The 25,710-nt window shown below is 73.0% G+C and carries 23 protein-coding genes; 11 read left to right on the top strand and 12 right to left on the bottom strand.

The genetic code is table 11. The features are described 5' to 3' along the window. Positions 1 to 41: 41 nt before the first annotated feature. Entirely contained in the window at positions 42 to 1,199 is a 1,158-nt protein-coding gene (locus tag AC5L36_RS19010; RefSeq protein WP_441217887.1) for a nucleotide disphospho-sugar-binding domain-containing protein, read from the bottom strand. Between the two features lie 54 nt (positions 1,200 to 1,253). On the opposite strand from AC5L36_RS19010, the gene AC5L36_RS19005 reads away from it, so the two are divergent. Further along, positions 1,254 to 2,198 carry a 50S ribosomal protein L11 methyltransferase gene (locus AC5L36_RS19005; RefSeq protein ID WP_441217885.1) on the top strand — a complete coding sequence of 315 codons (945 nt, stop codon included), beginning with the start codon at positions 1,254 to 1,256 and terminating at the stop codon, positions 2,196 to 2,198. 4 nt (positions 2,199 to 2,202) lie between these two features. Here AC5L36_RS19005 and AC5L36_RS19000 read toward each other — a convergent pair whose 3' ends face one another. Together AC5L36_RS19000 and AC5L36_RS18995 are read right to left on the bottom strand one after the other, a co-directional pair. Beyond that, positions 2,203 to 3,387 (bottom strand): 4-hydroxybenzoate 3-monooxygenase, encoded by a 1,185-nt coding sequence (locus AC5L36_RS19000; RefSeq protein WP_441217883.1) that lies wholly within the window; start codon positions 3,385 to 3,387, stop codon positions 2,203 to 2,205. After that, on the bottom strand, positions 3,387 to 4,289 hold the full coding sequence (locus tag AC5L36_RS18995) for a 3-methyl-L-tyrosine peroxygenase-related protein (RefSeq protein ID WP_494908527.1): 903 nt from the start codon (positions 4,287 to 4,289) through the stop codon (positions 3,387 to 3,389). Before AC5L36_RS18995 ends, AC5L36_RS19000 begins: the two co-directional genes overlap by 1 nt. A gap of 373 nt (positions 4,290 to 4,662) precedes the next feature. Here AC5L36_RS18995 and AC5L36_RS18990 point away from each other — a divergent pair, with 373 nt between their 5' ends. Both AC5L36_RS18990 and AC5L36_RS18985 read left to right on the top strand, forming a co-directional pair. Then, positions 4,663 to 4,932 carry a DUF6343 family protein gene (locus AC5L36_RS18990; RefSeq protein WP_441217879.1) on the top strand — a complete coding sequence of 90 codons (270 nt, stop codon included), beginning with the start codon at positions 4,663 to 4,665 and terminating at the stop codon, positions 4,930 to 4,932. Positions 4,933 to 5,060: 128 nt separating this feature from the next. Then, the gene (locus AC5L36_RS18985) at positions 5,061 to 5,942 is read left to right on the top strand and encodes a GNAT family N-acetyltransferase (protein WP_441218234.1); all 882 of its coding nucleotides are present in this window, start codon (positions 5,061 to 5,063) and stop codon (positions 5,940 to 5,942) included. A 10-nt stretch (positions 5,943 to 5,952) separates the two neighbouring features. Here AC5L36_RS18985 and AC5L36_RS18980 read toward each other — a convergent pair whose 3' ends face one another. The 3 genes from AC5L36_RS18980 to AC5L36_RS18970 all read right to left on the bottom strand — a co-directional run bounded on the left by AC5L36_RS18980 (position 5,953) and on the right by AC5L36_RS18970 (position 9,140). Then, on the bottom strand, positions 5,953 to 6,414 hold the full coding sequence (locus AC5L36_RS18980) for a deaminase (protein ID WP_441217877.1): 462 nt from the start codon (positions 6,412 to 6,414) through the stop codon (positions 5,953 to 5,955). Positions 6,415 to 6,424: 10 nt separating this feature from the next. Next, positions 6,425 to 7,924, bottom strand: a complete 1,500-nt coding sequence (locus AC5L36_RS18975; protein WP_441217875.1) for a methionine--tRNA ligase — start codon at positions 7,922 to 7,924, stop codon at positions 6,425 to 6,427. A gap of 145 nt (positions 7,925 to 8,069) precedes the next feature. Further along, positions 8,070 to 9,140: a winged helix DNA-binding domain-containing protein gene (locus tag AC5L36_RS18970; protein ID WP_441217873.1), complete on the bottom strand. Its 1,071-nt coding sequence runs from the start codon at positions 9,138 to 9,140 to the stop codon at positions 8,070 to 8,072. 124 nt (positions 9,141 to 9,264) lie between these two features. On the opposite strand from AC5L36_RS18970, the gene AC5L36_RS18965 reads away from it, so the two are divergent. Then, the gene (locus tag AC5L36_RS18965; RefSeq protein WP_441217871.1) at positions 9,265 to 12,279 is read left to right on the top strand and encodes an AfsR/SARP family transcriptional regulator; all 3,015 of its coding nucleotides are present in this window, start codon (positions 9,265 to 9,267) and stop codon (positions 12,277 to 12,279) included. On the opposite strand, the gene AC5L36_RS18960 is transcribed toward AC5L36_RS18965, so the two are convergent. Beyond that, positions 12,280 to 12,942, bottom strand: a complete 663-nt coding sequence (locus tag AC5L36_RS18960) for a CPBP family glutamic-type intramembrane protease (protein WP_441217869.1) — start codon at positions 12,940 to 12,942, stop codon at positions 12,280 to 12,282. It abuts the gene before it with no gap. A 19-nt stretch (positions 12,943 to 12,961) separates the two neighbouring features. Next, positions 12,962 to 14,281: an FAD-binding oxidoreductase gene (locus tag AC5L36_RS18955; protein ID WP_441217867.1), complete on the bottom strand. Its 1,320-nt coding sequence runs from the start codon at positions 14,279 to 14,281 to the stop codon at positions 12,962 to 12,964. A 143-nt stretch (positions 14,282 to 14,424) separates the two neighbouring features. Here AC5L36_RS18955 and AC5L36_RS18950 point away from each other — a divergent pair, with 143 nt between their 5' ends. Then, the gene (locus tag AC5L36_RS18950) at positions 14,425 to 14,802 is read left to right on the top strand and encodes an STAS domain-containing protein (RefSeq protein WP_441217865.1); all 378 of its coding nucleotides are present in this window, start codon (positions 14,425 to 14,427) and stop codon (positions 14,800 to 14,802) included. Here the strand turns inward: AC5L36_RS18950 and AC5L36_RS18945 are convergent. Then, positions 14,707 to 15,693 (bottom strand): sigma-70 family RNA polymerase sigma factor, encoded by a 987-nt coding sequence (locus AC5L36_RS18945; RefSeq protein WP_441217863.1) that lies wholly within the window; start codon positions 15,691 to 15,693, stop codon positions 14,707 to 14,709. The genes AC5L36_RS18950 and AC5L36_RS18945 overlap by 96 nt on opposite strands. 147 nt (positions 15,694 to 15,840) lie before the next feature. On the opposite strand from AC5L36_RS18945, the gene AC5L36_RS18940 reads away from it, so the two are divergent. Beyond that, positions 15,841 to 16,500: a DUF998 domain-containing protein gene (locus AC5L36_RS18940; protein WP_441217862.1), complete on the top strand. Its 660-nt coding sequence runs from the start codon at positions 15,841 to 15,843 to the stop codon at positions 16,498 to 16,500. 90 nt (positions 16,501 to 16,590) lie between these two features. Further along, positions 16,591 to 17,685, top strand: a complete 1,095-nt coding sequence (locus AC5L36_RS18935; protein ID WP_441217860.1) for a hypothetical protein — start codon at positions 16,591 to 16,593, stop codon at positions 17,683 to 17,685. Positions 17,686 to 17,961: 276 nt separating this feature from the next. Here AC5L36_RS18935 and AC5L36_RS18930 read toward each other — a convergent pair whose 3' ends face one another. The 3 genes from AC5L36_RS18930 to AC5L36_RS18920 are packed head-to-tail and all read right to left on the bottom strand — an operon-like array spanning position 17,962 to position 21,107. After that, positions 17,962 to 19,299 carry a DUF2207 family protein gene (locus AC5L36_RS18930; protein ID WP_441217858.1) on the bottom strand — a complete coding sequence of 446 codons (1,338 nt, stop codon included), beginning with the start codon at positions 19,297 to 19,299 and terminating at the stop codon, positions 17,962 to 17,964. A gap of 54 nt (positions 19,300 to 19,353) precedes the next feature. After that, positions 19,354 to 19,665, bottom strand: a complete 312-nt coding sequence (locus AC5L36_RS18925; RefSeq protein ID WP_441217857.1) for a hypothetical protein — start codon at positions 19,663 to 19,665, stop codon at positions 19,354 to 19,356. A gap of 47 nt (positions 19,666 to 19,712) precedes the next feature. After that, on the bottom strand, positions 19,713 to 21,107 hold the full coding sequence (locus tag AC5L36_RS18920) for an FAD-dependent oxidoreductase (protein WP_441217855.1): 1,395 nt from the start codon (positions 21,105 to 21,107) through the stop codon (positions 19,713 to 19,715). Positions 21,108 to 21,201: 94 nt separating this feature from the next. Here AC5L36_RS18920 and AC5L36_RS18915 point away from each other — a divergent pair, with 94 nt between their 5' ends. From AC5L36_RS18915 to AC5L36_RS18900, 4 genes are all read left to right on the top strand, one after another. After that, on the top strand, positions 21,202 to 22,191 hold the full coding sequence (locus AC5L36_RS18915; RefSeq protein WP_441217853.1) for an NAD-dependent epimerase/dehydratase family protein: 990 nt from the start codon (positions 21,202 to 21,204) through the stop codon (positions 22,189 to 22,191). Continuing rightward, positions 22,188 to 23,603: an amidase gene (locus AC5L36_RS18910; RefSeq protein WP_441217851.1), complete on the top strand. Its 1,416-nt coding sequence runs from the start codon at positions 22,188 to 22,190 to the stop codon at positions 23,601 to 23,603. Before AC5L36_RS18915 ends, AC5L36_RS18910 begins: the two co-directional genes overlap by 4 nt. Before the next feature lie 391 nt (positions 23,604 to 23,994). Then, the gene (locus tag AC5L36_RS18905; RefSeq protein WP_441217849.1) at positions 23,995 to 24,816 is read left to right on the top strand and encodes an SMP-30/gluconolactonase/LRE family protein; all 822 of its coding nucleotides are present in this window, start codon (positions 23,995 to 23,997) and stop codon (positions 24,814 to 24,816) included. Positions 24,817 to 24,887: 71 nt separating this feature from the next. Continuing rightward, on the top strand, positions 24,888 to 25,706 hold the full coding sequence (locus AC5L36_RS18900; protein WP_441217847.1) for a class I SAM-dependent methyltransferase: 819 nt from the start codon (positions 24,888 to 24,890) through the stop codon (positions 25,704 to 25,706). Positions 25,707 to 25,710 lie beyond the last annotated feature (4 nt).

Genomic DNA, 25,710 nt, shown 5'->3' with positions numbered 1-25,710 from the left:
GTCGGGGATCTCGGCTGCGTCACCCTGACCCCGAAGGCTTTCTAGATCAGGTCGGTCAGCTGAGCGGCAAGGTCGGCGGGGGCGGGGAGCTCGGCCATCCGCGTGGCCGCCGCCCGCGCGGCCGCCGTGACAGCGGTGTCGGTCAGGAGCTTCGACACCGTGGCGGCGTCCACATCGGCCGGCGGGCACCAGGCGCCGACGCCCAGGCCGGCGACCGCGGTCGCGTTGATGAACTGGTCGGCGCCGTGCGGCAGGATCAGCTGCGGCACGGCGGCGGCCAGGGCGGCCATGGTCGTGCCGGAGCCGCCATGGTGAGCCACCGCCGCGCTGCCGTCCAGCAGGTGGTGCAGCGGCACCCAGCCGACCGGGCGCACGTTGGGCGGGAGGGGCCCGAGCGGGGCCAGGTCGGCGTCGCCGCCCAGCGCGAGCACGAAGTCGGCGTCGACGTCGCGGGCGGCGGCGAGCATCCGGGCCAGGCCGCCCACGCCCTGTAGGCGCGGCACGACCGTGCCCATCGTGATGAGCACGCGCGGACGCTCCGGTGGCCGCCACAGCCACTCCGGCAGCTCGCCGCCCGCGTTGTACGGCACGTAACGCATCGACAGGGCGGCGTCGCTCGGGCCCAGCATCATCTCCGGCGGGGCCACGTGGATGACCACCCGGCGTCGTGGCAGGGCCGGTGGGGCGCCGGCCCGCTCGTAGGCCTCCGCCAGGTGGGGCAGGAAGCGGGCGGCCAGGTCGTCTTCGCTCTGGAGGTTGAAGCCGTGCTCGACGGCGGGCACGCCCAGCGCGCTCGCCGCCGCCAGGCCCGCGCCCTGAAGCCGGGAGTGCACCACGAGGTCGGGCCGCCAGCGCCGGGCCACCTCGGCGGTGGCCGCCGCGGTGACCGCCGAGATCTGGCCGAACGTGCGCAGCAGCAGCTCGTGCACCTCGTGGCCGGCCTCGGCGATCCGCTTGCCGCGCTCGCTCATCCGCCGGGCGCGCTCGTCGGGCGGGCCGGTGGCGGTGCCGAAGATGGCGGCGATCGCGCTGGCCGGGGCCGTCTCGACGGCCGGCAGCCCGGCGTGGACCGCCGCCTCGACGCTCTCGGCCGCCGTGGCCACCAGCACCTCGTGGCCGGCCGCGCGGAGCGCCCAGGCCAGCGGCACGGTCGGGAAGAGGTGGCCGATCCCTGGGGACACCGCGAAGAGCACGCGCACCGGCCCAACGGTAGCATTGATCGAGGTGCCTGATTATCCACTATGGAGGATCCAGTGTCCGACATCCCGTTCACCGTCGACCTCCACATGCGACTGCTGCTCAGCCTCGACCGCGGCCACGCCGTGCAGCGGGCGGTGGCCGCCGCGGTGCGGCCGGGTGCGCGGGTGCTCGACGCCGGCACGGGCAGCGGGCTGCTCTCCTTTGTGGCGCTGGCCGCGGGCGCCGGTGAGGCCGTCGCGGTCGACCGCCACCACGTGGAGATGGCGCGCACGCTGGCCGCGCACAACGGGTTGGCCGACCGGATGACGGTGGTCCAGGGCGACCTCTCCCAGCTCCACCTGTCCGGCGTCGACCTGGGGCGCCGCTTCGACCTGCTGCTCGCGTTCATCCACGTCAACAACCCGCTGGTCGACGAGGAACGCGCCCGGATGGTCCACGAGGTGCGCGACCGCTTCTGCGCCGACGACTGCGTGGTGCTGCCGGAGGCCGTGCGCTACCGGGCGGTGGGCTGCGACCGCCTCGACTGGGACCTCCCCACCGAGCTCGCCGACCTCGACGACGCGGCCGGCATGCTGCGCGGTGCGTACGGGCTCGACTTCCAGCCGCTGGTCGACGCGGCCAAGCGGGGCGTCGCGCGGTCGGCCAGCCGGCCGGAGAGCGCGGTGCGTCCACAGTGGCGCTCCCCCACGACGATGGGCTCGCTCCGCTTTCCCCGCGAAGACGTGCGGGTGCTGACGGCGAGCCACGACTTCGCCACGTTCGACTACACCGGGCCGGCGTTCACCGGCTTTCCGCCCGAGGTGCGGCTGACGATCGCCACGCCCGGGCGGCTGAGCGGCGTCATCTGGACACAGGAGCTGCTCTGCGGCGGTCAGTCGGTGTGGACCACCGAGGCGTACAGTCCACTCGCGACACCGTGGGCGGTCTCGGCGGGCGACGAGGTCACGCTGGCGACCGGCGACGAGTGGCGGGCCACCAACGTGCTACGCACGGCGTGAGCTTTCACCAGTAGCCGATGTAGTCCTCCAGGAAGGCCGCGCCGTACGACGGGGAGGCGATGATCCGCTCCAGCCGGGCCATCTGCACCTGGTGCAGAAACGGCGCGGTCGGCGTGCCCAAGCCGGGCGTGTTGACCAGGTCCATCATCCAGTGCACGAACTCCTGGACGCGCCAGATGCGGGCGAGCCGCGTCGCCGAGTACGCGTCGAGCCGTTCGTGGTCGTGGCGGACGAAGCGGTCGACCAGGCCGAGCGCCAGCTCCTCGGCGTCGGCCAACGCGAGGTTGAAGCCCTTGCCTCCCACCGGCGGCACGACGTGCGCCGCGTCGCCGGCCAGGAAGAGCGAGCCGTGCCGCATCGGCGTACAGACCAGGCTGCGCATGCGCACCATGCCGGTGGAGAGGATCGGTCCTTCGTGGAGGGTCCACGGCTCGTCGAGCGCCAGGCGCAGCCGGATCTCCTTCCAGATGCGCTCCTCCGGCCAGTCGTCCGTGGTGTCGTCGCGCGCGCACTGGAGGTAGAAGCGGCTCACCTCGGGGGTACGCCGCACGTGCACGCACGAGCCCGACTCGTGGATGGAGTTGATGACGCAGTCGCTGGAGGGCGGGGCCTGGGCGAGCACGGCCAGCCACGCGTATTCGTACTGGTGCTCGTAGCTGCGCAGGGCGCCCGGCGGCACGGTGCGACGGGACACGCCGTACTCGCCGTCGGCGCCGACCACCACGTCGCACTCGATCACCTCGGCGCCGCCGTCCGGGCTCTCCACCTCGATCCGCGGGTGGTCGCCCTCGATGCCGGTGATCACCCGGGCCGGCGTCTCGAAGCGCAGGTCGCCGCCGTCGCCCAGGTAGGCCTCGACAAGGTCGCGCACGAGGAACTGCTGCGGGTAGATGTAGTGGCTGCGCCCCTGCGCGATCGGGTCGTACCGGAGCGGGTAGCGCCGGCCGCCCATCCGAAACTCGATCTTGTTTTCCACCTGGCCGGTGCCGAGCAGCCCGCCGGCCAGGTCGTGGCGGCGCAGCAGGTCGACCACGCGGTGCTCGACGGTGCCGCCGCGGGAGCGCTGCTCCACGTACGCCCGGTCGCGGTGCTCGACCACCACGCACTCGACGCCGGCCCGGCGCAGCAGGGTGGCGGCGAGCATCCCGGCGGGGCCGGCTCCGACGATCCCGACCTGGGTGGTGGTCATCAGCATTCACTCCGCTCGCTGGTGAGGGTCGACGTCGGGACCGCGGCTCGCGCCAGGGTGCCCTCGGGGGTCAGCGCGAAAAGCCGCGCCCGCATGAGCTGGCGGAGCGCGGTAAGGCCGGCCTGCGTGCTGCGCCCGCGGGAGGCGGCGGCCATCCGCAGGCTGGGCAGCACGTCGCCGCCGAAGCGGGCGCAGATGAACTTGTGCGCCTCGTACGCCGTGACCGTCGCCTCGACGAACTGCTCGAACGCCTCACCCGCCGGGCCCCGCCCGTGCGCCGCCGCGGTGGCCCGCAGCCGCCCGAAGAGGCCGACCAGGTAGGAGTGGTCGCGGGTCTGAAGCCCACTGAAGCCCTCGCGCACGGCGGGCGGGCTCATCGCCGGCCGGATGCGCTCCTCGTAGTCGACCGGGCCGAAGTCGGAGGTGAACTTGATGGCCGCCGCCGAGCTGCGCATGAACGCGGCCGCGACCCGCACGGCGGCGTCCGCGTCGGCGGCCGCTTCGCCGTCCCGATCCTCCGCGCTCGCCTCGAGGTAGCAGTTGATACCGACGATCACGCCTTGCAGCAGCGCGAAGAAGAGCTGGTGGCCGATCAGCCAGCGCCGCTCCGGGTCGTAGCCGGCCGGAGTGTGCCGCGGGGCGGGGCGCAGGACGACGGGGACGCCCTCCTTGAGCCCGTCGCCCGCCGCGTATCGCAGGAGCGCGTCGAGCCCGGCGAACAGTTCCTGCCACTCCACCGGGTCGACAATCGAAAGGCCCATGGCCAGGCCGTTTTCGTGTACCGAGGAATGGCTTTGAAGGAGGCCGCGCACAAACGCGAATGCAGGCCTATGTTTCGCACGGGTGACCTGGAAATAACGGTCATGTTCGACGTGCTCGGGGTCGTCGTCATCAACGGGCACAATGTCCGACCACTGCTCATCCCATAGACCGGGATCGAAGACCGTTTCAATTACCCCGGAGTAAGACAGGTCGCGCGTCACGCCCGCGACCTGCTCTCTTGTTTTGGGCAATAGTGCAGGATACGGCAAGCACAATAAGCCACTATGCACGGCGTCCCCGCCCTTCGGAGAAGGTTTCAGGCGACGAGAAATTGACGACTCAGGCCAAACTCGAATCGCATTTCGGCCGCGGCGCTGCAGTCCCCCAAGATTCTCGGCGAGGTCCTTAACCCTGTCAATCCCTCGATCCGATCTTCTACGTATTCCCAGCTAGCGGCCGTGCAGAATCATTTATCAAGTGTGGGGTGTACGAAATCGGGGTATCCGCAATGACATGAGCACACAACCCGGACAGCCGCGTGGCCGGCGCGGGACGGTTGGACACGCGTACAGCGCCCTCAACCTGCGGCTCCTGCTCGCCTCGATCGGTCTCGTGTTCATGGTGGTGTTGGCGGTGCTGCTCGCCGTCGCCGACCAGCCGGTGCTGGCGATCATCGCGAGCGCGCTGGCGGCCGTGGCCGCGATCGACATCGCGGTCGTCGTCCGGCGCATCCGCACCCGCCACCGCGCGGACCCCAACCGCCACTACTCCCTCTTCGAGTGAAGCCGCGCCCCGCCTTCACCGGCTCGCGATGAAGGCAGGCAGCGGAGATCGGGGTTTCGGCGAGCCCAAGCCAGCCGCCGGAGCGTGCGAATCCGCTTGAGGAGCGACGTAGTGTTTCTCTCGTGCGGATGCGCCCCTACCGTGACGCCGACATGCCGGCCCTCCAGGAGACGTTTTCGGGGTGGATCGCGGAGGCGGGCCGGTGCGGATACGACCACATCGGCGAGCTGCCGCACCGGGTCTACGAAAACCTGCGCGGCCGCCGGCCGGTCGGTGAGCTGGTCCAGGTGTGGGAAGACGGGCCGGAGCTGGTGGGGCTGGGCATCAACCTGCGGTTCGGCGAGGCGTTCGACGTCTTCACCGCGCCGGCGTTGCGGGGCTCGTCCGCCGAGGAGGAGATGTTACGCGTCGCGGCCGCGACGACCGGCGGGCTGATCACCGGGGCGTACGTGGGCACCGACGTCTTCGACTGTGACACCGCGCGGATCGACCTGCTTACCCGGCTCGGGTTCGCGCGCTTTCGCACCTGGGACGACGTGCGTGAGCGGCCGCTCGGTGAGCTGCCGGCGGAGGAGCCGCCGGCAGGGTTCACGATCCGGGCCGCCACGTTCGACGACGCGGACGGGCTTGCCGAGGCGCGCAACACGTCGTTCGCGGACGACTGGACCGGCGGGCAGTACCGCGACGAGGTGATGGCGAAGCCCGGCTACGACCCGGCGCGCGAGATCGTGGCGGTGGCGGACGACGGGCGGATCGCGGCGTTCACGGTGTGCTGGATGGACAGTCGCAATAGGACCGGTCACTTCGAGCCGGTGGGCACGCACTCCGCGTTTCAGCGCCGGGGGCTGGCCCGCGCGGTGATGGTGGCCGGCATGGCCCGCATGGCGGAGGCCGGCATGGCGACCGCGACCGTCAACCACAACGCGGAAAACGTGGCGGCGCGGCGGTTGTACGAGTCGCTGGGCTTCGCGAAGGGGCACGAGACGTACGGCTACCGCCGAGCGGTGTGAGGCGGGGCGGTCAGAGGCCGAGGTGGGCGTTGGCCGCCCGCGCCAGATGGGCGAACTCGGGCAGCTCCACCACCGCCACGCCGGCCGCCATCAGCATCGCCACGCCCTCGCACGCGGCGAAGAGGGCCGGCTCGCGCCAGGCGAACACCACCTCGGGGATGCCGGCGGCGATGATCAGACTGGTGCAGGTGGCGTGCGGCCGGCTACGCCGCGTGGTGCACGGTTCCAGCGTGCTGTAGAGGGTCGCCGTGGTGAGCCGGCGGTCGCCGGCGGCCTTGAGCAGGGCGGATTCCTCGGCGTGAACGTGGGGATCGTCGTCCCGGGAGTAGCCGTAGGCGATCTCCCGCCCGCTGTCGGACACGATCACCGCACCGACCGCGAAGGCGGCGGCGGAGTGCGGCGAGCGGCGGGCCAGGTCGACCGCGCGGCTCATCCACCGGTGGTGGTGGTCCACGCGGCTGCCGTCCGTCACGCTCACATCCTCAACCTCCGGGCGGCACTGCTGGCTCGTCAACCCGTGGAAACAGGGGACGTGGCTCGGGAAGGCGGCCGTCGACCGGGGCGCACTGGGCCGTGACGCGCGCGGCCGCCTCCGGCAGAAACGGCGCCAGCAGCTCGCCCACCGCCTGGCACGCGGCCAGCAACACGCCGAGCGCCTGGTCCAGCGCCGCCGCGTCGCTCCGCGCGAGCTGCCACGGGCGGGCCTCCTCCACGTACCGGTTGGCCTCCTCCACCACCTGCCACACGGCCGCCGTCGCCAGGCGAAAATCGAAATCCGCCAGCGCCGCGTCCACCCGCCCGGGCGCCGCGCGCCACGCGGCCACCAGTGGGTCACCCTCATTCATCTGGTACCGGCGGGGAGTCCCGCCCCGGTAACGGTGGACCATGCTGACCACTCGGTGCACGAGGTTGCCCAGGTCGTTGGCCAGGTCCCGTTCGTAGCGGGCGGTCAGCCGCGCCACCGTGAAGTCGGCGTCGCCGACGCGGGGCACCTCGCGCAGCAGCCACCACCGCACCGCGTCCACGCCGAAGCGGTCGACGAGCGCGACCGGGTCGACCACCGCCCCCGACGACTTGCTGATCTTCTGGCCCTCGGCGGTGAGGTAGTCGTGCACCAGCACGTCCGTGGGCAGCGGCGCACCGGCCGACAGCAGCATCGCCGGCCAGTACACGGCGTGGAAGCGCAACACTCCCTTGCCGACCAGGTGGACCCGGCGGTCGCCGCGCACCCACCAGCGGTCGTACGCCGCGCCGCCGGTGCCGTAGTCGAGCGACGTGACGTAGTTGCCGAGCGCGTCCCACCAGACGTAGATGACCTGGCCCTCGTCGCCCGGCACGGGGATGCCCCAGCCCCGCGCGCGGGTGTGCGAGCGGGAGATGCTGAAGTCTTCCAACCCGGCCGCGACGAACGCGAGCACCTCGTTGCGCCGCGCGGCCGGCTCGATCCGCAGCCGTCCACTGTGGATCACGTCGAGGAGGCGGTCCTGGTAGCGGGAGAGGCGGAAGAACCAGTTTTCCTCGGCGACCCGCTGCGGCTCGGTGCCGTGCTCGGGACAGCGCCCACCGGCCAGCTCCGCCGGCGTGTAGAACTGCTCGCAGCCGACGCAGTACAAGCCTTCGTAGTGCTTGCGGTAGAGGTCGCCGGACTCGGCGCAGGCCCGCCACAGCCGCTCCACGCCGGGGCGATGCCGAGGGTCGCGGCTGGTCCGGATGAAGTCGTCGAACGAGAGGCCGAGCGGCCCGCGCAGCGCTTCGAACGCGCCCGCGTTGCGGTCGACGAGCTCCTGTGTGGACACTCCTTCGGCCGCGGCGGCGAGCACGTTCTTGAGCGAGTTGTCGTCGGTGCCGGAGAGGAAGCGCACCGCGTCGCCGCGCTGCCTCCGGTGCCGCGCGAGCACGTCGGCCTGCACCAGCTCCAGCGCGAAGCCGAGGTGCGGGCTGGCGTTGACGTACGGGATCGTGGTGGTCACGTAGTAGGTCATCGTTAGCGATCCTCGCGGGTAGGAGCGGGGCCCCGCGGACATGAAGAGAGGCCCCGTCTCGGGGGCCTCGTGCGTGCAGCTCGGAGTGTCCCCGCTAGCGGGGCATCATCACCTGGGCTGTCGACGCGTTCACCCGGCCAGGATATCACCGGGGGTACGGGCCGGCCGCGTACCGCTTGGGGACGGCCGCCGCCACCGACCGGGTGAACGCCGTGAACGGGGTCGCCGCCACCTCGCGCCGCCCCGCCTTGCCGGCCGCCCGCCAGGTGCCGACGACCTGGCCGGCGCTCACCACGGTGGGCTGGAAGACGCCGTTGCCGCCGGGGACGATGCGGTCGGCGTGCTCGGCGGGGAGGGCCGCGGAGCGGTCGGCGTAGCCCAGCATGTACTCGTCGAAGCCGGGCAGCAGCAGCACCTCGCGGGCCGCCTTGCGGTGGGCGGCGAGCAGGTCGGGGGTGGCCGGGTCCATCAGGTACTCGACGCCGCCTGCCTGGATCGTGGCCAGTAGGGGCCGCGCGACCGCCAGGCCGGCCTTGACCTCGGTGGCGGTGAGGCCGGCCCAGCGCGTGTAGTCCTTGACCGTGGCCGGACCGTGACCGCGGAAGTAGCGCAGCGCCAGCTCGCCCAGCGCCTCGTCCCGCTCGGGCCGGCGTGGCTGGGGGATCCACTCCTCGACGAGCACGACGAGCTGCTCGCCGGCGCGTACCGGGCCGAAGCACACCACGCCGGTCATCGCCAAGTGCCGCAGGATGTGGTAGCCGCGCTGCCCGGCCGGGGTGACACCGGCCTCGTCCCACACGCCGATGAGCTCGTCGCGGCGCATCGAACGACCGCCGCCCAACGCCTCCTGGGTGAGTTGCCGCGCGTACTCGAGGGTCTTGTCGTCGAGCGCGAGCTCGGCCTGGCGCACGACCGCCTTGGCCATCACCCGCGGCACCCCGAGGGTGAGGATCCACGGCAGGTCTTCGGCCGCGACGAGGTGGAGCGTGCCGCGCATCGGCCACGACTTGACGATCTCGCCCGCGTCGAAGGCCGCCTCGACCGCGGCGCGCGTGCCCCCGGCGGTGCGGAGCGCGACGGACGTGACCGCGCCGGCGTGGTCCTGCGCCTGGGCGGCGGTCAGCCACCGTACGGCGCCCGCCGCGGTGTCATGGCCCGGACCGGCGAGCCGCTGCGCGACGAGGCGCAGCAAGGCGATGTCCCCCATGGTGGTCATCCGCGCATCATCGCCGCCGGTGCCGGGTGGGAGCAACCGAGAGCCGTCGCACGCCGTAGATACGTCGGGTCGGCATCGCGACTGGAGCACGGGCGACCGGCGCGTCGACGCCGATAGTGTGTGCGTGGCGCCTTCTCGCTGTCTCCTGCTCGTCGCCGCCGCCGGATACGGCAAGACGACGGCGCTGGAGAGTGCGTGCGCGGTGGTGCCCGCCTTCGCGGAGCCGCCGCTCGCGCTCGACGCCGGCGTCGACGACGTGTGCCGCCTCGGCGACGCGGACCAGGTGCGGCTGGCCCACTGGGCGGCAGGCCTGCACGACGTACGCCTGTCCCTGGCGGCGCGCCGCCCGCTCCACCCGGATGCGCTGGCCGTGCTGGCCGGGCTGCCCGCACCGCCCGTCACCCGCGGCCCCGCCGACCTCGCGCTCACCCCCGACCAGGTGATCCGTACGCTCCGCGACGAGCACGGCGTGGGCGACACCGATCTGGCCTACCTGACGTACGAGCTGACCGCCGGCTGGCCCGCGCTGGTGCAGCTGGCCGGCGCGGCCCTGGACCGGCAGGGCGTGGGCCGGCGAGACCTGCTGGCCGCGCTCGCCGAGCCGGGCACGGCGGGCGCGTGCTGGGTGCGCGACCAGGTGCTCGCCGACCTGCCCGCCCCGGCGGCGCGGCTGCTGGAGGCGGTCACCGACCTGGACCCCGTCTCGAAGGCCCTCTGCACGACGCTCACACCGTCCACCGGTGACAGTCCGGATGGGACGGTGGAGGCGCTGCGCTGGTTGGCCGCGACCGGCCTGATGGTGGCCGCCCCCGTCCGCCGGCCGGGAACGCTGCGGCTGGTCCCGATGCTCCGGGCGGTGCTGACCCGCCGCGCGGGCCGGGCAACGCGGTCCGCGGACACCCGGATCGCGGCCGCCGAGTGGTACGCGGACAACGGCTACCCGCTGGCGGCGGCCCGTACCCTCGCGGCGGCCGGCGCGGCCTCGCGGGCGGCGGCGCTGCTGGCGGCGCACGGCGACGAGATGCTGGCGGCCGGCGGGGCGGTCGAGGTGGCCCGGCTGGTGGAGTCGCTCCCGGCGGGCGCGCGCACCGCGCCGCTGCGCCTGGTGCGGGCCGACGCGCTGCGGATGGCCGGCGACGTGGCGGGCGCGGCGACGGCGTTCGCGCCGCTGCTCGCGGAGGCCGAGCGGACCGGGCGGTGGCCGGCCGCGCTGGCCTGGCGGGCGGCGATGCTGCACTACATGCGCGGCGACTACCGCGGCGCACTCGACCTGCTGGACCGGAGCGACAGCGCCACCGACCGCGACGGCGTACAGGTGCTGGCCTCCCGGGCCACGGTGCTCGTCGTGCTCGGTGAGACCGAGCGGGCCTGTGCGGCCGCCGCCGAGGCGCTCGCCGCGGCCGCCGTCGCGGGCGACGACCAGGGCTGGGCGGCCGCACACCTGGCCGCGGCGCACATCGCCGTGGGGGTGCGGCGGGACGAACACCTCGCGCGCGCGTTGGCCGCGGCCGAGCGGGCGGGCGACCTGGTGCGGCAGGCGCGGATCCTGGCCAACCAGGCGGACTGCCTGCTCCGCGACGCGCGCTACCCGCAGGCGTTGCGGGTCGCCGCGCGCGCCGTGCGGGCGGCCGAGGTCGGCGGCCCGCCGGGGGTGCTGGTGACCGCCCTGCACAACGCGGGTGAGGCGCTGACCCGGCTGGGCCGCTACGACGAGGCAACCCTCCACTTCGAACGGTCCATCCAGGTCTCGCACCGGGCGGGGTTGAGCCGCACCGCACCGGGCGTGTACGGCATCGGCGAGGTCAACCGGATCCTCGGGCGGCGGCAGCAGGCGCGGATCGCGTTCGAGGAGGCCGCGGAGCTGGCGCGGGCGCACGCGGAGCTCCAGATCCTGGTACCGGCGCTGGTCGGGCTGGCCCGGCTGCTGGTGGAGAGCGGCGAGCCGGACGCCGCCGTCGCCGCGGCCACGGCGGCCGCGGACGCCGCCGAGAGCGGCGCGCTTTGCTTCGCCGCGCAGGCGCACATGGCACGCGGCTGGGTGGCCCTCGCGGCAGGCGAACCGGTACGCGCACAGGCGTGTGCGGAGCAAGCCGTCGCGACGGCCCGCGCCTGCCGCCAGGCCGACGTACTCGCCGAGGCGCTCGAGCTCGCCGCCGCCGTCACAGGTGAGGCGAGCCTCGCTCGCGCGGCGCTCGCCGAGGCGGAGGCGATCTGGTGCCGTGCGGGCGCGGAGCCGGCGGCCGACCGCGTGCGGGTACTCCTCGGAAGGCTGCCCGGGGCGGACGGCCCGCAGCGGTGGGCGGCGCGGGAGGCGACGCGGCGCCTCGTGGCCCTCGGTGTGCCGGCCGTGGAGGGTGCGTCGCTGCCGCCGGTGGAGGCGGCGCCGGTGCGGGTCCGCGTGCTGGGGCGCTTCGACGTGGTAGTCGGCGGGCAGGCCGTGCCGCTGCCGGCGTGGCGTTCCCGGCAGGCGCGCACGCTGCTGAAGATCCTCATCGCCCGCCGTGGACGGCCGGTGCCGCGCGGCGAGCTGTGCGAGCTGCTGTGGCCCGACGACGAGCCGTCCCGGACGGCGCACCGGCTGTCGGTACTCCTGTCGGCGGTCCGGAATGTGCTGGACCCGAGCCGGCAGCGGCCGGCGGACCACTACCTGCGCGCGGATCCCGCCGGGGTCTGCTTCGACATCGGCCGGGTGGCGCTGGACGTGGAAGACCTGCTCCGCGACGCCGCGCACGGGCTGCGCCTGGCCCGCGAAGGCCACCCCGAACGGGCCCGGGAGATCCTCGCCGAGGTCGACGCGGCGTACCGGGGCGACGCGTTCGACGACGAGCCGTACGAGGAGTGGGCCGACGGGCTGCGCGAAGAGGCGCGCGCGGTGTGGCTGCGCGCACTGCGCGAGCTGGCCGAGCTGTGCCGGCGGGCGGGCGACCTCGACCAGGCGGCGACCACGCTGGTGCGGCTGCTGGTCACCGACGCCTACGACGAGCCGGCGCACCGGGCGCTGGTCGAGGTGTTGCGGGTGGCGGGGCGGCACGGCGAGGCGCAGCGGGCGTTCGAGCGGTGGGCCGGCGCCATGCGTTCGATCGACGCGCCGGTGCCTACGGTCGCGGCGCTGCACGCTCCGCGCGCCGGCGGCTATTGATCACGCCGCGCCGTGGTAGAAGAGGTCGCCGAATCCGATCGTGAAGGCCAGGACGCCGTAGAGGGCGTGCTCGACCGAGACCGTCAGCAGCGAGCGGGTCTTCTGGTACCGCCGGGCGAAGATCCAGCCGCCGGCGAGCGTGAGCACCACCGACAGCACGTTTCCGAAGATCACGTGGGCGAAGCCGAACGCGGCGGCGCTCGCGGCGGCCGCCCCGGCGCCGGTGCCGAGGAGCGGCGCGTACCGGTGCAGGAGGAACGCGCGGTAGATCAGCTCCTGCGGGTACACCGAGAGCAGCGGGTAGAAGACCACCACGATCGCCCAGATCAGCGGCTCCTCGCGGGGCAGTTCGAAGAGCTGCTCCGGCTGGGCCAGCGCCAGCACCACCACGCCCACGACGGCCGCCACCGCCCACCCGGCCAGGATCGCGGGCAGCGCCGCGGGCACGGCGGCAGCCCGGGTCAGGTCGCGCCGCTCGAAACCCCGCTGGCGGCGCAGGTAGACGTACGCGGCGATCGCACCGACCACCAGAAACGGGATCGGGCTGCCGGGGCTGCCGGCCAGCGTGTACACGCCCACGACGCCGAAGAACAGGGCCAGGAACTCCACGGCCAGCCACACCCCGGTGGCCGGCCGTGGAGGCGCGGTCGCGGTCTCGTCCACGACCGCAACGGTACGGCGGTCAGCGTGCCGCCAAACGGGACGCCGGATGAACGTCAGGGGTGATGTTGTGGCCCGCCCGGAACACGTTGTCCGGGTCGTAGGCGGCCTTCACACCCCGCAGGCGGCGCAGGTTCTCCGCGGTGTACGCGCTCGCGGTGCGCCCCGGGTCGGCGAGGAAGTTGAGGAACGAGCCGCCGCTGCCGTACGGGCGCAGGGCCGCGTTGAGCGCCGGCACCGAGGCGTCGACGATCACCGAGAACGGCATGTCGCGGTGCCCGACCGGGCCGGCGTCGGTGCCGGGGGCCGCCATCGCGCCACCCCAGTGGCGGATCTCCACGGTGGACGCGAGGCCGTCTTCGTGCGCGCCGGCCAGCACGCGGAGCACCGGGTCCGGCAGCGACGGGAACAGGTCGAGGTAGCGGGCCGGGGTGCCGCCCATCGCCGCGTCGGCGTAGCGCATCGAGCGCATGTCGTCGTGCAGCACCGGGCCGGCCGCGTTCCACAGTGGACGCAGCAGGCACCGGGCCTGGTCGGCGCCGCCCGCGTACATCGCCTTGATCATGACCACCCGCCGGCCGCGGACCGCCTCGGGCACCTCGGGCGAGTCCGGCATGCGGCGCAGCAGCGCGGCGGTGCTCAGCTCGTCGGGCGCGGTGGCGGCCCAGTCGCGGTACCAGGCGAGGGTCTCGGCGGCGTTGTCGGCGGCGAAGTACGCGGCGCCGGCGAACACCTCGGCGACCGGGTAAAGGCGGAACTCCAGCGCGGTCACCACGCCGAAGTTGCCACCGCCGCCGCGCAACGCCCAGAAGAGGTCGGCGTTGCGGTCGGCGCTGGCGGTCACCACGCGGCCGTCCGCGGTCACGACCTCGGCGCGGACCACGCTGTCGGCCGCGAAGCCGTACCGGCGGCCGAGCCAGCCCACGCCGCCGCCGAGCGTGTACCCGGTGACGCCCACGTCGGGCGACGAGCCGGAGAGCGGGGCGAGGCCGAACGGCGCGGCCGCGGCGAGCACCGCGCCCCACCGGGTGCCGGCGCCGACCCGGGCGATCCGCCGGTCCGGGTCGACCAGCGCGGTGGCCAGGCCGGAGGTGCGGAGCAGGATCCCGCCGTCGTTGGCGGTGTGGGTGCCGTGGCCGGTCGCCTGCACCGAGAACGGCACGTCGAGGGCGCGGGCCGTGACGACCGCGGTGCGCACGTCGGCGGCGCTCGCGGCCTCGACGACGGCGACCGGGTGGGCGTCGACGGTGGGGTTCAGGGAGCGGCGGTTCTCGTCGTATCCGGGCTCGCCAGGCAGGTGCACCTGACCGGCGAACCGCTGCCGAAGGGCCTGCGGGTTCATGGCGTTCCCCCTTGATCGTGATCGCTCTTGTCGAGGGTTCAGACGCCTGGAGCCGCTCGAACTAATCGCACGCAGCGCGATGACTTTCCGCTCGCCGGGTGGTCTCATTCCGTGTACCCGCAACCCGGCGAGTGGAGGTCGGCATGAGCGCGCCCGTGTTTGTGGTGGGCCCGTCGGCCCGCCGCGCGGACGTACCGGTGCTGTCCGAGCACCTCGCCGCGATCGTGCGGGACTCTCCCGCGGACGTCGTGATCTGCGACGTCCGGGCGATCACCAGCCCGGACGCGCACACGATCGACGTACTCGCCCGCCTACAGCTGATGGCGCGGCGGCTCGGGTGCGGCATCCGCCTCTACGGCGCGCACCCGCGGCTGCGCGACCTGCTCCTGCTCACCGGCCTGAGCGACGCGCTGCCGCTGGTGGGCTCAGCTGAAGTCGTCGAGCCGGCTGGGGAGCCCGAAGAGCGGGAAGACCGCCTCGACGTCGAGGAACGAGTTGATCCCCGCGATCTTGCCTCCTGAGATCTCCAGGACGATCAGCGCCCACGGCTCGTGACGGCCGTTGGGGCCGCTCGGCCGGTACTGACCGAAGGCGGGCAGCCCGTTGGCCACCGTGGGGACGAGCCGCGAACCCGCGCACGGCGCACCGGGGCCGACCATGAAGTCGCGGATGTCCTCGTGGCCGCGGAACCAGAACTTGAGCGGCGGCATCGAGAGCGTGGCGTCTTCGTGCAAAAGCGAGGCGAGCGAGGCCATGTCATACGCCTCGAAGGCCTTCACGTAGCGGGCGAGCAGGTCGCTCTGCTCCTTGTCGAGCGGCTCGAGCCGGTCGCCGGTCAGGTCGACCGAGGAGATCGTGGCCCGGGCCCGCTGGAGCGCGCTATTGACCGAGGCGACGGTGAGGCCGAGCAGCTCGGCGGTCTCCTGAGCCGACCAGGCCAGCACCTCGCGCAGGATCAGCACCGCGCGCTGCTTGGGCGGCAGGTGCTGGAGGGCGGCGACGAACGCCAGCCGGATCGAGTCGCGGGCCACCGCCACGTCAGCCGGGTCGCTGCGGTCGGGCACCACGCGGCTGTCCGGCACCGGCCCCACCCACACCTGCTCGGGCAGCGGCACCACCTCGGTGACCTCGCGCGCCTTCCACGCCGGGCCGAGCTCCATCGGCCGGGCCCGGCGCTGGGCGCTGCCGAGCATGTCCATGCAGACATTCGTCGCGATCCGGTACAACCAGGAGCGGAGCGCCGAACGCCCCTCGAACCGGTCGTACGCCTTCCAGGCGCGCACCATCGTCTCCTGCACCGCGTCTTCGGCCTCGAAGGCCGAGCCGAGCATCCGGTAGCAGTAGCCATTGAGCTCAGTGCGGTATTCGTCCAGGCGCAACTCCACGCCCACCACGCTCGTGGCCTCACCCATGGTGAACCCCCCATCGGCCCTAGATGCCCCACAACCTACCCGAGACCTCTGACAAGCGGCTTCTCCAAAATCGACGTCCGCCGGGCGATGAGTCCGGCCCGCGCCACCCGTCTGAGCCTGCATCCGACCTCCTGAAGGGAACGAACGATGGCTCAGATCGCCGCCACCCCCACCGCCGTGGCCCGCCCCAGCCGCACGACCGCCCTGCTCACCGCCGGTGTGCTGGCCGGGCCCATCTTCGTCGTCAGCGTGCTCGCGCAGGCGTTCACCCGCGACGGCTTCGACCCCAGACGGCACCCGCTCAGCCTGCTCGCCCTCGGCGACCTGGGCTGGATCCAGACCACGAACTTCGTCGCCTGCGGCGTGCTGGCCTTCGCCTCCGCGTTCGGCCTCCGGCGCGTGCTGCGCGGCGGCCGGGCCGGCACGTGGGGCCCGATCCTGATCGGCACGTACGGCGTGGGCCTGGTCTGGGGCGGCGTCTTCAGCGCCGACCCGGCGTACGGCTTTCCGGTCGGCACCCCCGACGGCGCGCCCGAGCAGCTGAGCTGGCACGGCATCCTGCACGGCATCGCACCGGCCGTGGCCGCGGTCGCGCTCGTCGCCGCCGCGTTCGTGTTCGCCCGCCGGTTCGCCGCCGAGGGCCGGCGCGGCTGGGTGGCGTACTCGGTCGCCGCCGTCGTCGCGGACCTCGGCCTGACCAGCGTCACCTTCGCCACCGACGACTACCGCTGGATGCTGGCCGGCGGCATCGTGATCTGGACCTGGGCCGCGGCGGTCACCGCCCAGGTGGCGCGCACCCGCGCCTGAGCGGCGGCCCGCCGACGTCCACCGTTGTTCACGGTGGACGTCGGCGTGTGTTGAGCCGGGATTCATCGAGCGACCTTAACGTCACGCTCCGTGCGTGCCCTATTTCTCGTCGCGTTGCTCCTGGCCCCGGCCCAGCCGGCCGTGGCCGCCGAACCCACCGCCTACGCCTCCTTCCGGGTGGTCCGGGCCGCGCCCGGCGAGCCGGCCGCCCCCGAGATCACGCTGCCATCCGGGTACACGCCGGTGGCCGGCACGAACTACCAGGTGGCCAGCCGCGCCGAGTACTACACGTTCGTGAGCGGGCCGCGCAGCACGGGCATCGAGGTCGCGGTGCGGTGGCCCGGCGAGCGCGTGGCGGCCGTCGTCACCGGCGACACCCGGCTCGCGCTCACCCAGGACCCGGCCGACCCGGAGCGGGTCACGTTCACGCTGCCGGTGACCGCCGCCTCGGCGAACGCCGCGCAACCCACGCTCCAGGTGTTCAGCTACCCGAGCGGCGCCACGTCCAGCGGCGTGTACTGGCGCATCGAGCACAACGACCCGGACCGCGCCGCCGGCTACTGGGCCGGCGTGCCCTGGCCCGCCGGAGAGGCGAAAGCCGCGATCAACTACCTGGTGGCGACCGAGGCGATCCTGCGGGACTCGGGGCTGGCCGCCGAGGCGCGCCGGCGCGGGCACTTCTTCGCGCTGATGGGCTTCGAGACCAACAACCTGCTGCACCTCGACAACCCGCCGCACTGGCACCTGTCGTACTACCCGGGGCTGACGTTCGGGGCACCCAAGGCGCACGTGCCACACCTGTGGATGGACGCGCAGGGGCGCACGTTCTACAACGGCATGGACATCCAGGGCCAGGGGCGCAGCAAGTTCTACGTCGGCGACCCGGCGCGGATCCACGACGCCCAGGGCAACCTGATCGTCACACTGACCATCCGTGCCGACGGCGGCCTCGACATCGACCCGCCGGCCGGCCCGCGCTACTCGATCACCGCGGACGGCGGCCGGTTCGACCGGTCGGTGCGCATACTCCGCGACGGCCAGCGGTGGCGCTGGCTGACCAGCTACGACGACGTACACCAGGGGGCGCTGGTGACGACCGTCCTGGCCGAGACGTGGCAGGCGACGGTGTACCGCTACGACCGCCTGACCGGCGTCATCACTGCTGTCGACCGCCAGCCCACCTAGCAAGGATCAGGAGGGCTACCGCAGCGTCCGTCGTGCGAGCCGCCTTTAGACGCTTTGTCGCCTTTCCCTTATTTGAACAGAGATTTGAGCTACCGCGACGTCCGTCGTGGTCCAGACCGCTGCTCCCGCGGCCTCACCCGTCCGCCGTTGGTCGCGCTCACCCCCTACGCGCAACCGGCGGGGGATTGAGGTCGCGCCAGGCGGTGGTCGACGAAGTCTCGACCCATGAGCTGGTGACGCTGCGTCAGGATGGCGCAGGTGGGGCCGCGTAGAGAACTACGACGGAGGCGATCCCAGCTCCTTGACTTGTGGGGCGAGCTTCGTGCCGAGTAGGTCGTCCGCCCGACCCAGCTCGCGCCTGAGGGCGGTGTACTGCTCGTCGCCGTCGAACGGGATGCGCGTCGTGTAGCCGAACGACGGCCCGGCCACGGTGACCTCCACCGTGCCGGCGTAACGGCGTTCGAGCGCGAACAGCAGGTACAGCAGGTTGAGCGGAAACATGCACATGAAGGCCAGCACCAGGACGATCATCGCCGAGTCCAGGCGGGGGCGGACGGCGCCGGTGTGGCTCACGTTCCAGCGCGCCTGCGACCGGCGCAGCGTGCCCGCGGGGGTGACCACCTCGCCGCCGAAGACGGCGATGCCGCCCAGGCGGAGGTCCGGGTGCCGCTCGGGCGGCGGGATGGGTGGGCTGTCGAGGGCCGCCGCCGCGGCGGCGTGCGCGGCCGGCGCCGCTTGGCCGGTCCAGATCGCGGCGAGCGTGCGGGTCGCGACGGGTGCGCTGCCCAGCGCGGCGGCGTAGGCGAGGTATCTGCCCCAGAGGGTGACGGCGGCCGGCGGCAGCGCCTGGAGCTGCGGCGTGGCGTCGAGGTAGGCCTTGACGCCGAGCCAGCGCGACAGTGAGCCGCGCCCGTCCGGGGTGCTCCAGTCGCGCAGGGCGATCGGCGCGCCCGTCGGCACGATCAGCAGGATGAACAGCGCGAAGAACGCGATCGGCGCGACGAGCCACCACCGCCAGTCGGGCAGCAGCAGATAGGTGCCGGGCAGCACGATCGTGGCGGCCGAGACCATCGCGAAGAGGAAGAGGGAAAACTCCACCATCTCGCGGGGCTTGCGGGTCGACAGGCCACGCTCCTCGGCTTCCGCGCGGACCATCCGGGCGTACCGGCGGCGGAAAGCCCTCGCCTCGGCGGCGTTCGCCGGCCGCAGCGCGGCCATCCCGACGCCCCGGTTGGCCACGGTGCGGGAGGTGAACCAGCTCAGCACCGCACGCTCCGATGTGGTCAGCTGCCCGGATGCGGCGTCGCGCGGCCGGAAGACCGTCTCGCCGCCCACCTGGTCCAGCTCCACGAAGCGGCGCGCCGCGAGGTCGAGCAGCGTCGCCACGATGGCGGTGTCGCCGACCCGCCAGCGGTTGTACATCATCGCGACGAGGGCGGGCGGCTCCGGTCCGAGCTCCGGTGTCGCGGCGGACGGGCGAGGCAGCCACGGCCGGCCGGCGACGAACCAACCGAGCATGACCAGGTATCCGAGCGGGGCGACGCCGAGCAGCGCCAGCTTGAGCTGCCCGACCCAGGCGAGGTCTTCCATCAGGTTTGTCAGTGTGCTGGGCACACGCAAACACCGGCCCGCTCGACGTTGAGCGGGCCGGTGTCCACCTGGGAGGGGTCAGCCGCGCGTCTCGACCCAGACGTTCTCGATGGTGTGCGGCGGGTAGCCGGTGATCGAGATGCCGCCCACCGGCGCCCAGTTGCCCTCGACCGGGATGCGGCCTACCTCGGGCAGGAAGTGGCGCAGCACCATGCGGATGCGGTGCTCGCCGGTGCCGCTCGCGCAGTAGCTCTGCACGGTGCGGTTGGGACCGAACGAGATCGTGCAGTCGGTGGGTGCGGCCAACGCGCTGGTCGGCGTGACCGCGACGAGGCCGGTGGTGGTCAGGACGGTGGCGATGAGCATCGGGCCGAGCTTGCGCATTTTCATAAACGCTCCAAGAGGGCAGGCCGCATCACAACTAAAAGGAAACTTTACTAAGAAAGGAAGTGAGACGCCAGCAGTTCCTCGGTAAAGCGCCACAACAGCGACGAGTCGTGCGTGTGGAACGCGGCTCCGGTGTAGAAGGTGCCGTTTCGGCCTTGCAACCCGTACAGCCGTCGGTAGAAACCGCCCGCGATGTCGCCGGGCCGCACCACCATCTCGAACGGGACGTGCGCTTTGAAGATCTCCAAGCCGTCGAGCTCCACCGGGTACGAGCCCGCCGTGCGCAGCCGCCGGATGTCGGCGACGATGGCCGCCCGCACCGCGCCGTCGCTCAGCGGGCCGGTGCTGCCGTACTTGACGCCCCACAGGTTGGGCACGCCGGTGACGGTGAGGCCGTAGAGCCCGGGCAGCGGCGCCAGGTGGTACGGGGTGTCCGCGCCGACGTTGACGAGCGAGACGCCGGCGGGCATACCGGTGAGGCGGGCCACGGCCGTCCAGTACCGGTGGTGGCGGAAGCGGCCGAAGACCGCCCGCTCGGTCCCGTCGAGGTCGAAACCGTCGAAAGTGGACAGCAGCGGCGGCGCGGTGACGAGCAGCCTGCGGCAGTGGATCACGCGCGGCCCGTGCGGGGTGGCCACCAGCACCTGGATGCCCTGCGGGCCGCGGTGCACCCTGGTCACGTGGGCGCCGAGCAACGCGTCCGCGCCGAGAAACGCGGTGGCTTTCTCGTAGAGCTCGCTGTTGTTCCGCCGTTCGGTGATCAGGAGCGAGCCGGTGAGCACGCTGTTCAGCACGCTGAGGCCGACGTTCTTCAGCACGTAGATGGCCGGGATCCGGAGGATGTCGCCGAGGCCCTGCGCGTACCCGAAGATCAGCGGCAGGATCGACTCGAGCCCGTGCCGCACCGCGAACTCGCCGAACGGCAGCAGCAGGTCGGCCGGCACCGGGTCGGGCAGCTCGAAGCCCTGGTCGAGGTACGGGTACCGCTGGAGCAGCGCGATGTACGCGGGCAACGCGGCGGGCGCCGGCGGCGTGTACCCGGGCACCACCAGCCCGGTGCGGAAGTCGACGTAGTGGTTGGTCGTGCCGCCCTGGCCGGTGTACCGCACCAGCGGCACGTCGAAGCGGCCGAAGAAGTCCCTCACCAGCGGCATGTCGTGGTAGATGAGCACACCGACGTCGGTGGTGCCGCCCGTCACCGGGTCGTGGAACGTCTCGGTGTGCCCGCCCAGCCGCCCGGCCCGCTCCACCACCGCGACGCTGTGGCCGAGGTCGCGCAGGCGCACCGCGGCGTACGTGCCGGTGGCCCCGCCGCCGATCACGCACACGTCGCGGCGGATGACCCCGCTGGCCGAGGCGGCGGCGCCAGGGGCCAGCGCACCGGCGGCCGCGGCCACCCCCGTGCCGGCGAGAATTCGCAACGCATCCTTGCGGGTGACACCCATCGGGGTTCCTCTCTACAGTGGACGGTTCGCGATCAAGATCCGGGACATGATATTTCCTCGCACTCCCGGTGGGGATCGGCGTTAAGGTGGCGGCGTGGGTGATCTCCGGGTGCTCTTCGTCGGCGGCAGCGGCATCATCAGCTCCGCCTCCTCCCGCCTCGCCGTGGCGAGCGGCATCGACCTGTACGTCCTGAATCGCGGCACCACCACCCACCGGCCGCTGCCGCCGGAGGCCACCGTGCTCCGCGCGGACGTGCGCGACCCCGAGTCGGTGGCCGCCGCGCTGGGCGACCTCGAGTTCGACGCGGTGGTCAACTGGGTGGCGTTCACGCCCGCGCACGTCCAGGCCGACCTCGACGTGTTCGCCGGCCGCACCCGGCAGTACGTCTTCATCAGCTCGGCCTCGGCCTACCAGACCCCGCCGGCCCGCGTGCCGGTGGTGGAGTCGACGCCGCTGCGCAACCCGTTCTGGCGCTACTCCCGCGACAAGATCGCCTGTGAGGACCTGCTCGTCGCGGCGTACCGGGACAGCGGCTTCCCGGCCACGATCGTGCGCCCCTCGCACACGTACGACCGCACTCTCGTCCCGTTCGACGGCGGCTGGACCGTCGTGGAACGGATGCGGCAGGGCAAGCCCGTCGTCGTGCACGGCGACGGCACCTCACTGTGGACACTCACACACACGCGCGACTTCGCGCGCGGCTTCGTGCCGCTGCTCGGCCACCCGCGCGCGATCGGCGAGGCCGTGCACATCACCTCGGACGACGTGCTCACCTGGGACCAGATCGCGCTGGCGCTGGGCGCCGCCGCGGGCGCAGAGCCGCGGATCGTGCACGTGCCCTCGGACGCGATCGCCGCGGCCGACCCCGAGTGGGGCGCCGGGCTGCTCGGCGACAAGGCCCACTCGATGGTGTTCGACAACGCGAAGCTCCGCTCGCTCGTGCCGGGCTTCGTGGCCACGATCCCCTTCCACCAGGGCGCCCGCGAGATCGTCGCCTGGTACGACGAAGACCCGGCCCGCCGCAAGGTCGACCCCCGCTTCGACGCCACGATGGACAAGCTCGCCGCGGCCTACTCGCCGTGAAGCTTCGCGAGTACGCCGCGCTCGACGGGGTCGGCCTGCGCGCGCTGATCCGGTCCGGCGAGGTGAGCGCCGCCGAGGTCGAGGAGGTGGCACGCGAGGCCCTGGAGACCGCCGGCGCCGAGCTCAACGCGCTCACCCTCCCGCTCTTCGCGCCCGCGCTGGAGCACGAGGCGGACGGCCCGTTCGGCGGCGTGCCGTTCGTCGTCAAGGACAGCGGCCCGTTCGCGCGCGGGGTGCCGTTCGCGCTGGGCAGCCGGAGCATCCGCGGCGCCACCGCACTGGTCGACCACGACCTGATGGCCCGATTCCGCGCCGCCGGGCTCGCCACGCTCGGCCAGACCACCGCGCCCGAGCTGGGACTCAGCTTCGCCACCGAGTCGGCACTGCACGGCGCCACCCGCAACCCGTGGGACCTCGCGCGCGGCGTGGGAGGCTCGAGCGGCGGCGCGGCCGCACTCGTCGCCGCCGGCGCGGTGCCACTGGCACACGGCAACGACGGCGGCGGCTCGATCCGCATCCCGGCCGCCTGCTGCGGGCTCGTCGGCCTCAAACCCAGCCGCGGCCGCACCCCCTCGGGACCGTACGCCGGCGAGGTCGGCTTCGGCCTGATCGTCGAGTTCGGCCTGGCCCGCACCGTGCGCGACGCCGCCCACCTGCTCGACGCGGTGAGCGCGCCGCCGATCGCCGACAAGTACTTCGCTCCCCCGCCGGCCCGCCCGTACGCCGAGGAGGTGGGCGCCGACCCGGGCCGCCTGCGGGTGGCGCTGACGACCGCCGCCTGGTCCGGCGTGGCGGTGGACCCACAGGTCGCCGAGGTCACCGAGACGGCCGCCAAGGTGCTGGAGCTGCTCGGACACCAGGTCACCCCGTCGAGCCCGCCCCTCGACGCGGACGACCTGGTCGAGGCCGCGATGCTCGGCGTGTACGGCACCGGCGGCGCCATCCTGCGCGCGCCCCGACGCCCCGACGCCTCGCTGATGGAGGCGGTGGCCCGGCGGGTGGTGGCCGAGACCGAGGCGGCGAGCGCGCTCGACCTGCTGGCCGCGGTCGACGCCCAGCACCGGGTGACCCGCCCGGTCGGCCTCTTCCTCGGCCGGTACGACCTGCTCGTCACGCCCACGCTCGCCCAGCTGCCCGCACCGCACGGCACGCTCGACTACAACAACCCGGACCACACCGCCCGCTCGTGGCTGCGGCGGATCTTCGAGTACGGGCCGTTCACCGCCGCGTTCAACATCTCCGGCCACCCCGCGATCAGCCTGCCGATCGGTCAGAGCCGGGAGGGCCTGCCGATCGGCGTCCAGTTGGTGGCCGGCTACGGCCGCGAGGACCTGCTCATCCGCGTCGCGGCGGCACTGGAGGAAGCGGCGCCCTGGCAGACCCGCGTGCCGTCCTTCTTCGTCGGTCGCTAGAAAGAGATTCGAGCTACCGCGACGTCCGTCGTGGTCCCGACCGCTGCTCCCGCGGCCTCACCCGTCCGCCGCTGGTCACGGGTTACCCCTTTGAGTACTCCGACCATGCCGTGCGCGGCGCGCGCTCTCTTCCTCTTCCGCCGCGCTCGACGTTTTGTCCGCAATGCCGCTTGCAGGGATCGCCGGCTCGGTCTTTCGTCGCGTGCGCGGCGAGGCGGCGCGTGCGCGGTGAGCGCGCGGTGACCGTTGCCAGACGCGGAGGGTGAGGCCGCGGGAGCAGCGGTCCGGACCACCGCGGACATCGCGGTAGCCCAAATCTTTCTCTAGGTGTCGAAAACCGTGCGGCGGCTTCTACGTCCCGGGTGGAAGGCAACCTGAGAGGAGAGAAACCATGAACACGTTGCTGAGCGGTCTCGTGATGGGTGAGTCGCCGCGCTGGCACGACGGGCGGCTGTGGCTGTCCGACATGGGCGGCAACGAGGTGGTGCGGGCCGACCTCGACGGCAAGAGCGAGATCGTCACGAGCGTCCCGGGCATGCCGATGGGGCTTGGCTGGCTGCCGGACGGGCGCTTCCTCGTCGTCTCGTCGCGGGATGGCAAGCTGCTGCGCCGGGAGCCGGACGGGTCGTGGGTGACGCACGCCGACCTGGCGCCGCTGTCTGCTTACCCGTGGAGCGACATGGTCGTCGACGGGCGGGGCAACGCGTACGTCGGCAACATCGGCTTCGACTTCGGTGTCGGCGATCCGGCGCCGGGGACGGTCGCGCTGGTCACCGCCGACGGGGTCGTGCGGGAGGTGGCCGGCGACTTCGGGTTTCCCAACGGGATGGCCGTGACGCCGGACAACCGCACGCTGATCGTCGCCGAGTCGTACGGCAACCGGCTGACCGCGTTCGACATCGAGGAGGACGGGAGCCTCGCCAACCGGCGGGTGTGGGCCGATCTGCCCGGCGCGTTTCCGGACGGGATCTGCCTCGACGCCGAGGGCGCGGTCTGGTTCGCGGAGGTGCCCGGCCAGCGGTGCGTGCGGGTGCGCGAGGGCGGCGAGGTGCTCCAGACGGTGGGCTTCGACCAGGGTGCCTTCGCCTGTGTGCTCGGCGGGCCGGAGGGGACCACGCTGTTCGTCACCACGGCACCCTGGCCGCCGGACGGTTCGCGCGGCGGCGAGGTGGTCACGGTCGAGGCGCCGGCACGCGCTGTCGGATATCCGTAAGTCGCGTCACACGGCTCGTCACACGGTCGGCCGGTCTCCTGTGGTGGATAGATCACACGAGGAGGAGCATCGTGACGAGCACGACCATCGACTTCGAGACGATCAAGAAGAACCAGCGGGCGGGCTGGGAGACCGGCGACTACCCGCGGGTTGGCAACACCCTCCAGATCATCGCCGAGCTGCTGGTGGAGGCGGCCGACGTGCGCGCCGGCCAGAAGGTCCTGGACGTCGCCTGCGGCCAGGGCAACGCGGCGATGGCCGCCGCCCGCCGGTTCGCCGAGGCCACCGGCGTCGACTACGCGGCCAACCTGCTGGAGCAGGGGCGGGAGCGGGCGGCGGCCGAGCATTTGGACGTGACGTTCCGGGAGGGCGACGCCGAGGCGCTGCCCGTGCCGGACCGCGCGTTCGACCTGGTGGTGAGCACGGTCGGCGTGATGTTCGCGCCGGACCACCAGCGGGCGGCCGACGAGCTGGTACGGGTTACCAAGCCGGGCGGCCGGATCGCACTGGCCTGCTGGACGCCGACCGGCATGATCGGCGACCTCTTCAAGACCGTCGCGAAGTGGGCACCGCCGCCGGCCGGCGTCCGCCCGCCCACTCTGTGGGGCACCGCCGAGCACCTCGCCGCCCTCTTCGGCGACCGGGTGGAGTGGACGGCGCTCACCGGCCGCACCTACACCTTCCGTTACCACTCCCCCGTGCACTTCTCGGAGTGGTTCAGGCAGTTCTACGGCCCGATCACCCGGCTGGCCGGCGCGCTGCCGGAGGCGGACCGCGAGCGGTTCGCGATCGATCTGGCCGAGGTGGCCGTCCGCTTCAACCGGGCCAGCGACGGCACGGTGGCGGCTCCGGCCGACTACCTCGAATCCGTCGGCGTGGTGCGCGGATAATCCG

This window comes from Phytohabitans sp. LZ39 (genome assembly GCF_059359075.1).
The sequence above is the reverse complement of the archived record's forward strand: the minus strand, read 5'-3'. Positions and strand labels throughout refer to the sequence as shown.

Bases quoted from the DNA above. Each gene is read 5' to 3' on its own strand.
- AC5L36_RS18970 (WP_441217873.1), bottom strand. From the start codon at position 9,140: ATGACCACCATGGGGGACATCGCCTTGCTGCGCCTCGTCGCGCAGCGG.
- AC5L36_RS18955 (WP_441217867.1), bottom strand. From the start codon at position 14,281: ATGAACCCGCAGGCCCTTCGGCAGCGGTTCGCCGGTCAGGTGCACCTG.
- AC5L36_RS19000 (WP_441217883.1), bottom strand. From the start codon at position 3,387: ATGACCACCACCCAGGTCGGGATCGTCGGAGCCGGCCCCGCCGGGATG.
- AC5L36_RS18920 (WP_441217855.1), bottom strand. From the start codon at position 21,107: ATGGGTGTCACCCGCAAGGATGCGTTGCGAATTCTCGCCGGCACGGGG.
- AC5L36_RS18905 (WP_441217849.1), top strand. From the start codon at position 23,995: ATGAACACGTTGCTGAGCGGTCTCGTGATGGGTGAGTCGCCGCGCTGG.
- AC5L36_RS18945 (WP_441217863.1), bottom strand. From the start codon at position 15,693: ATGGGTGAGGCCACGAGCGTGGTGGGCGTGGAGTTGCGCCTGGACGAA.
- AC5L36_RS18925 (WP_441217857.1), bottom strand. From the start codon at position 19,665: ATGAAAATGCGCAAGCTCGGCCCGATGCTCATCGCCACCGTCCTGACC.
- AC5L36_RS18940 (WP_441217862.1), top strand. From the start codon at position 15,841: ATGGCTCAGATCGCCGCCACCCCCACCGCCGTGGCCCGCCCCAGCCGC.
- AC5L36_RS18990 (WP_441217879.1), top strand. From the start codon at position 4,663: ATGAGCACACAACCCGGACAGCCGCGTGGCCGGCGCGGGACGGTTGGA.
- AC5L36_RS18985 (WP_441218234.1), top strand. From the start codon at position 5,061: ATGCGCCCCTACCGTGACGCCGACATGCCGGCCCTCCAGGAGACGTTT.
- AC5L36_RS18975 (WP_441217875.1), bottom strand. From the start codon at position 7,924: ATGACCTACTACGTGACCACCACGATCCCGTACGTCAACGCCAGCCCG.
- AC5L36_RS18950 (WP_441217865.1), top strand. From the start codon at position 14,425: ATGAGCGCGCCCGTGTTTGTGGTGGGCCCGTCGGCCCGCCGCGCGGAC.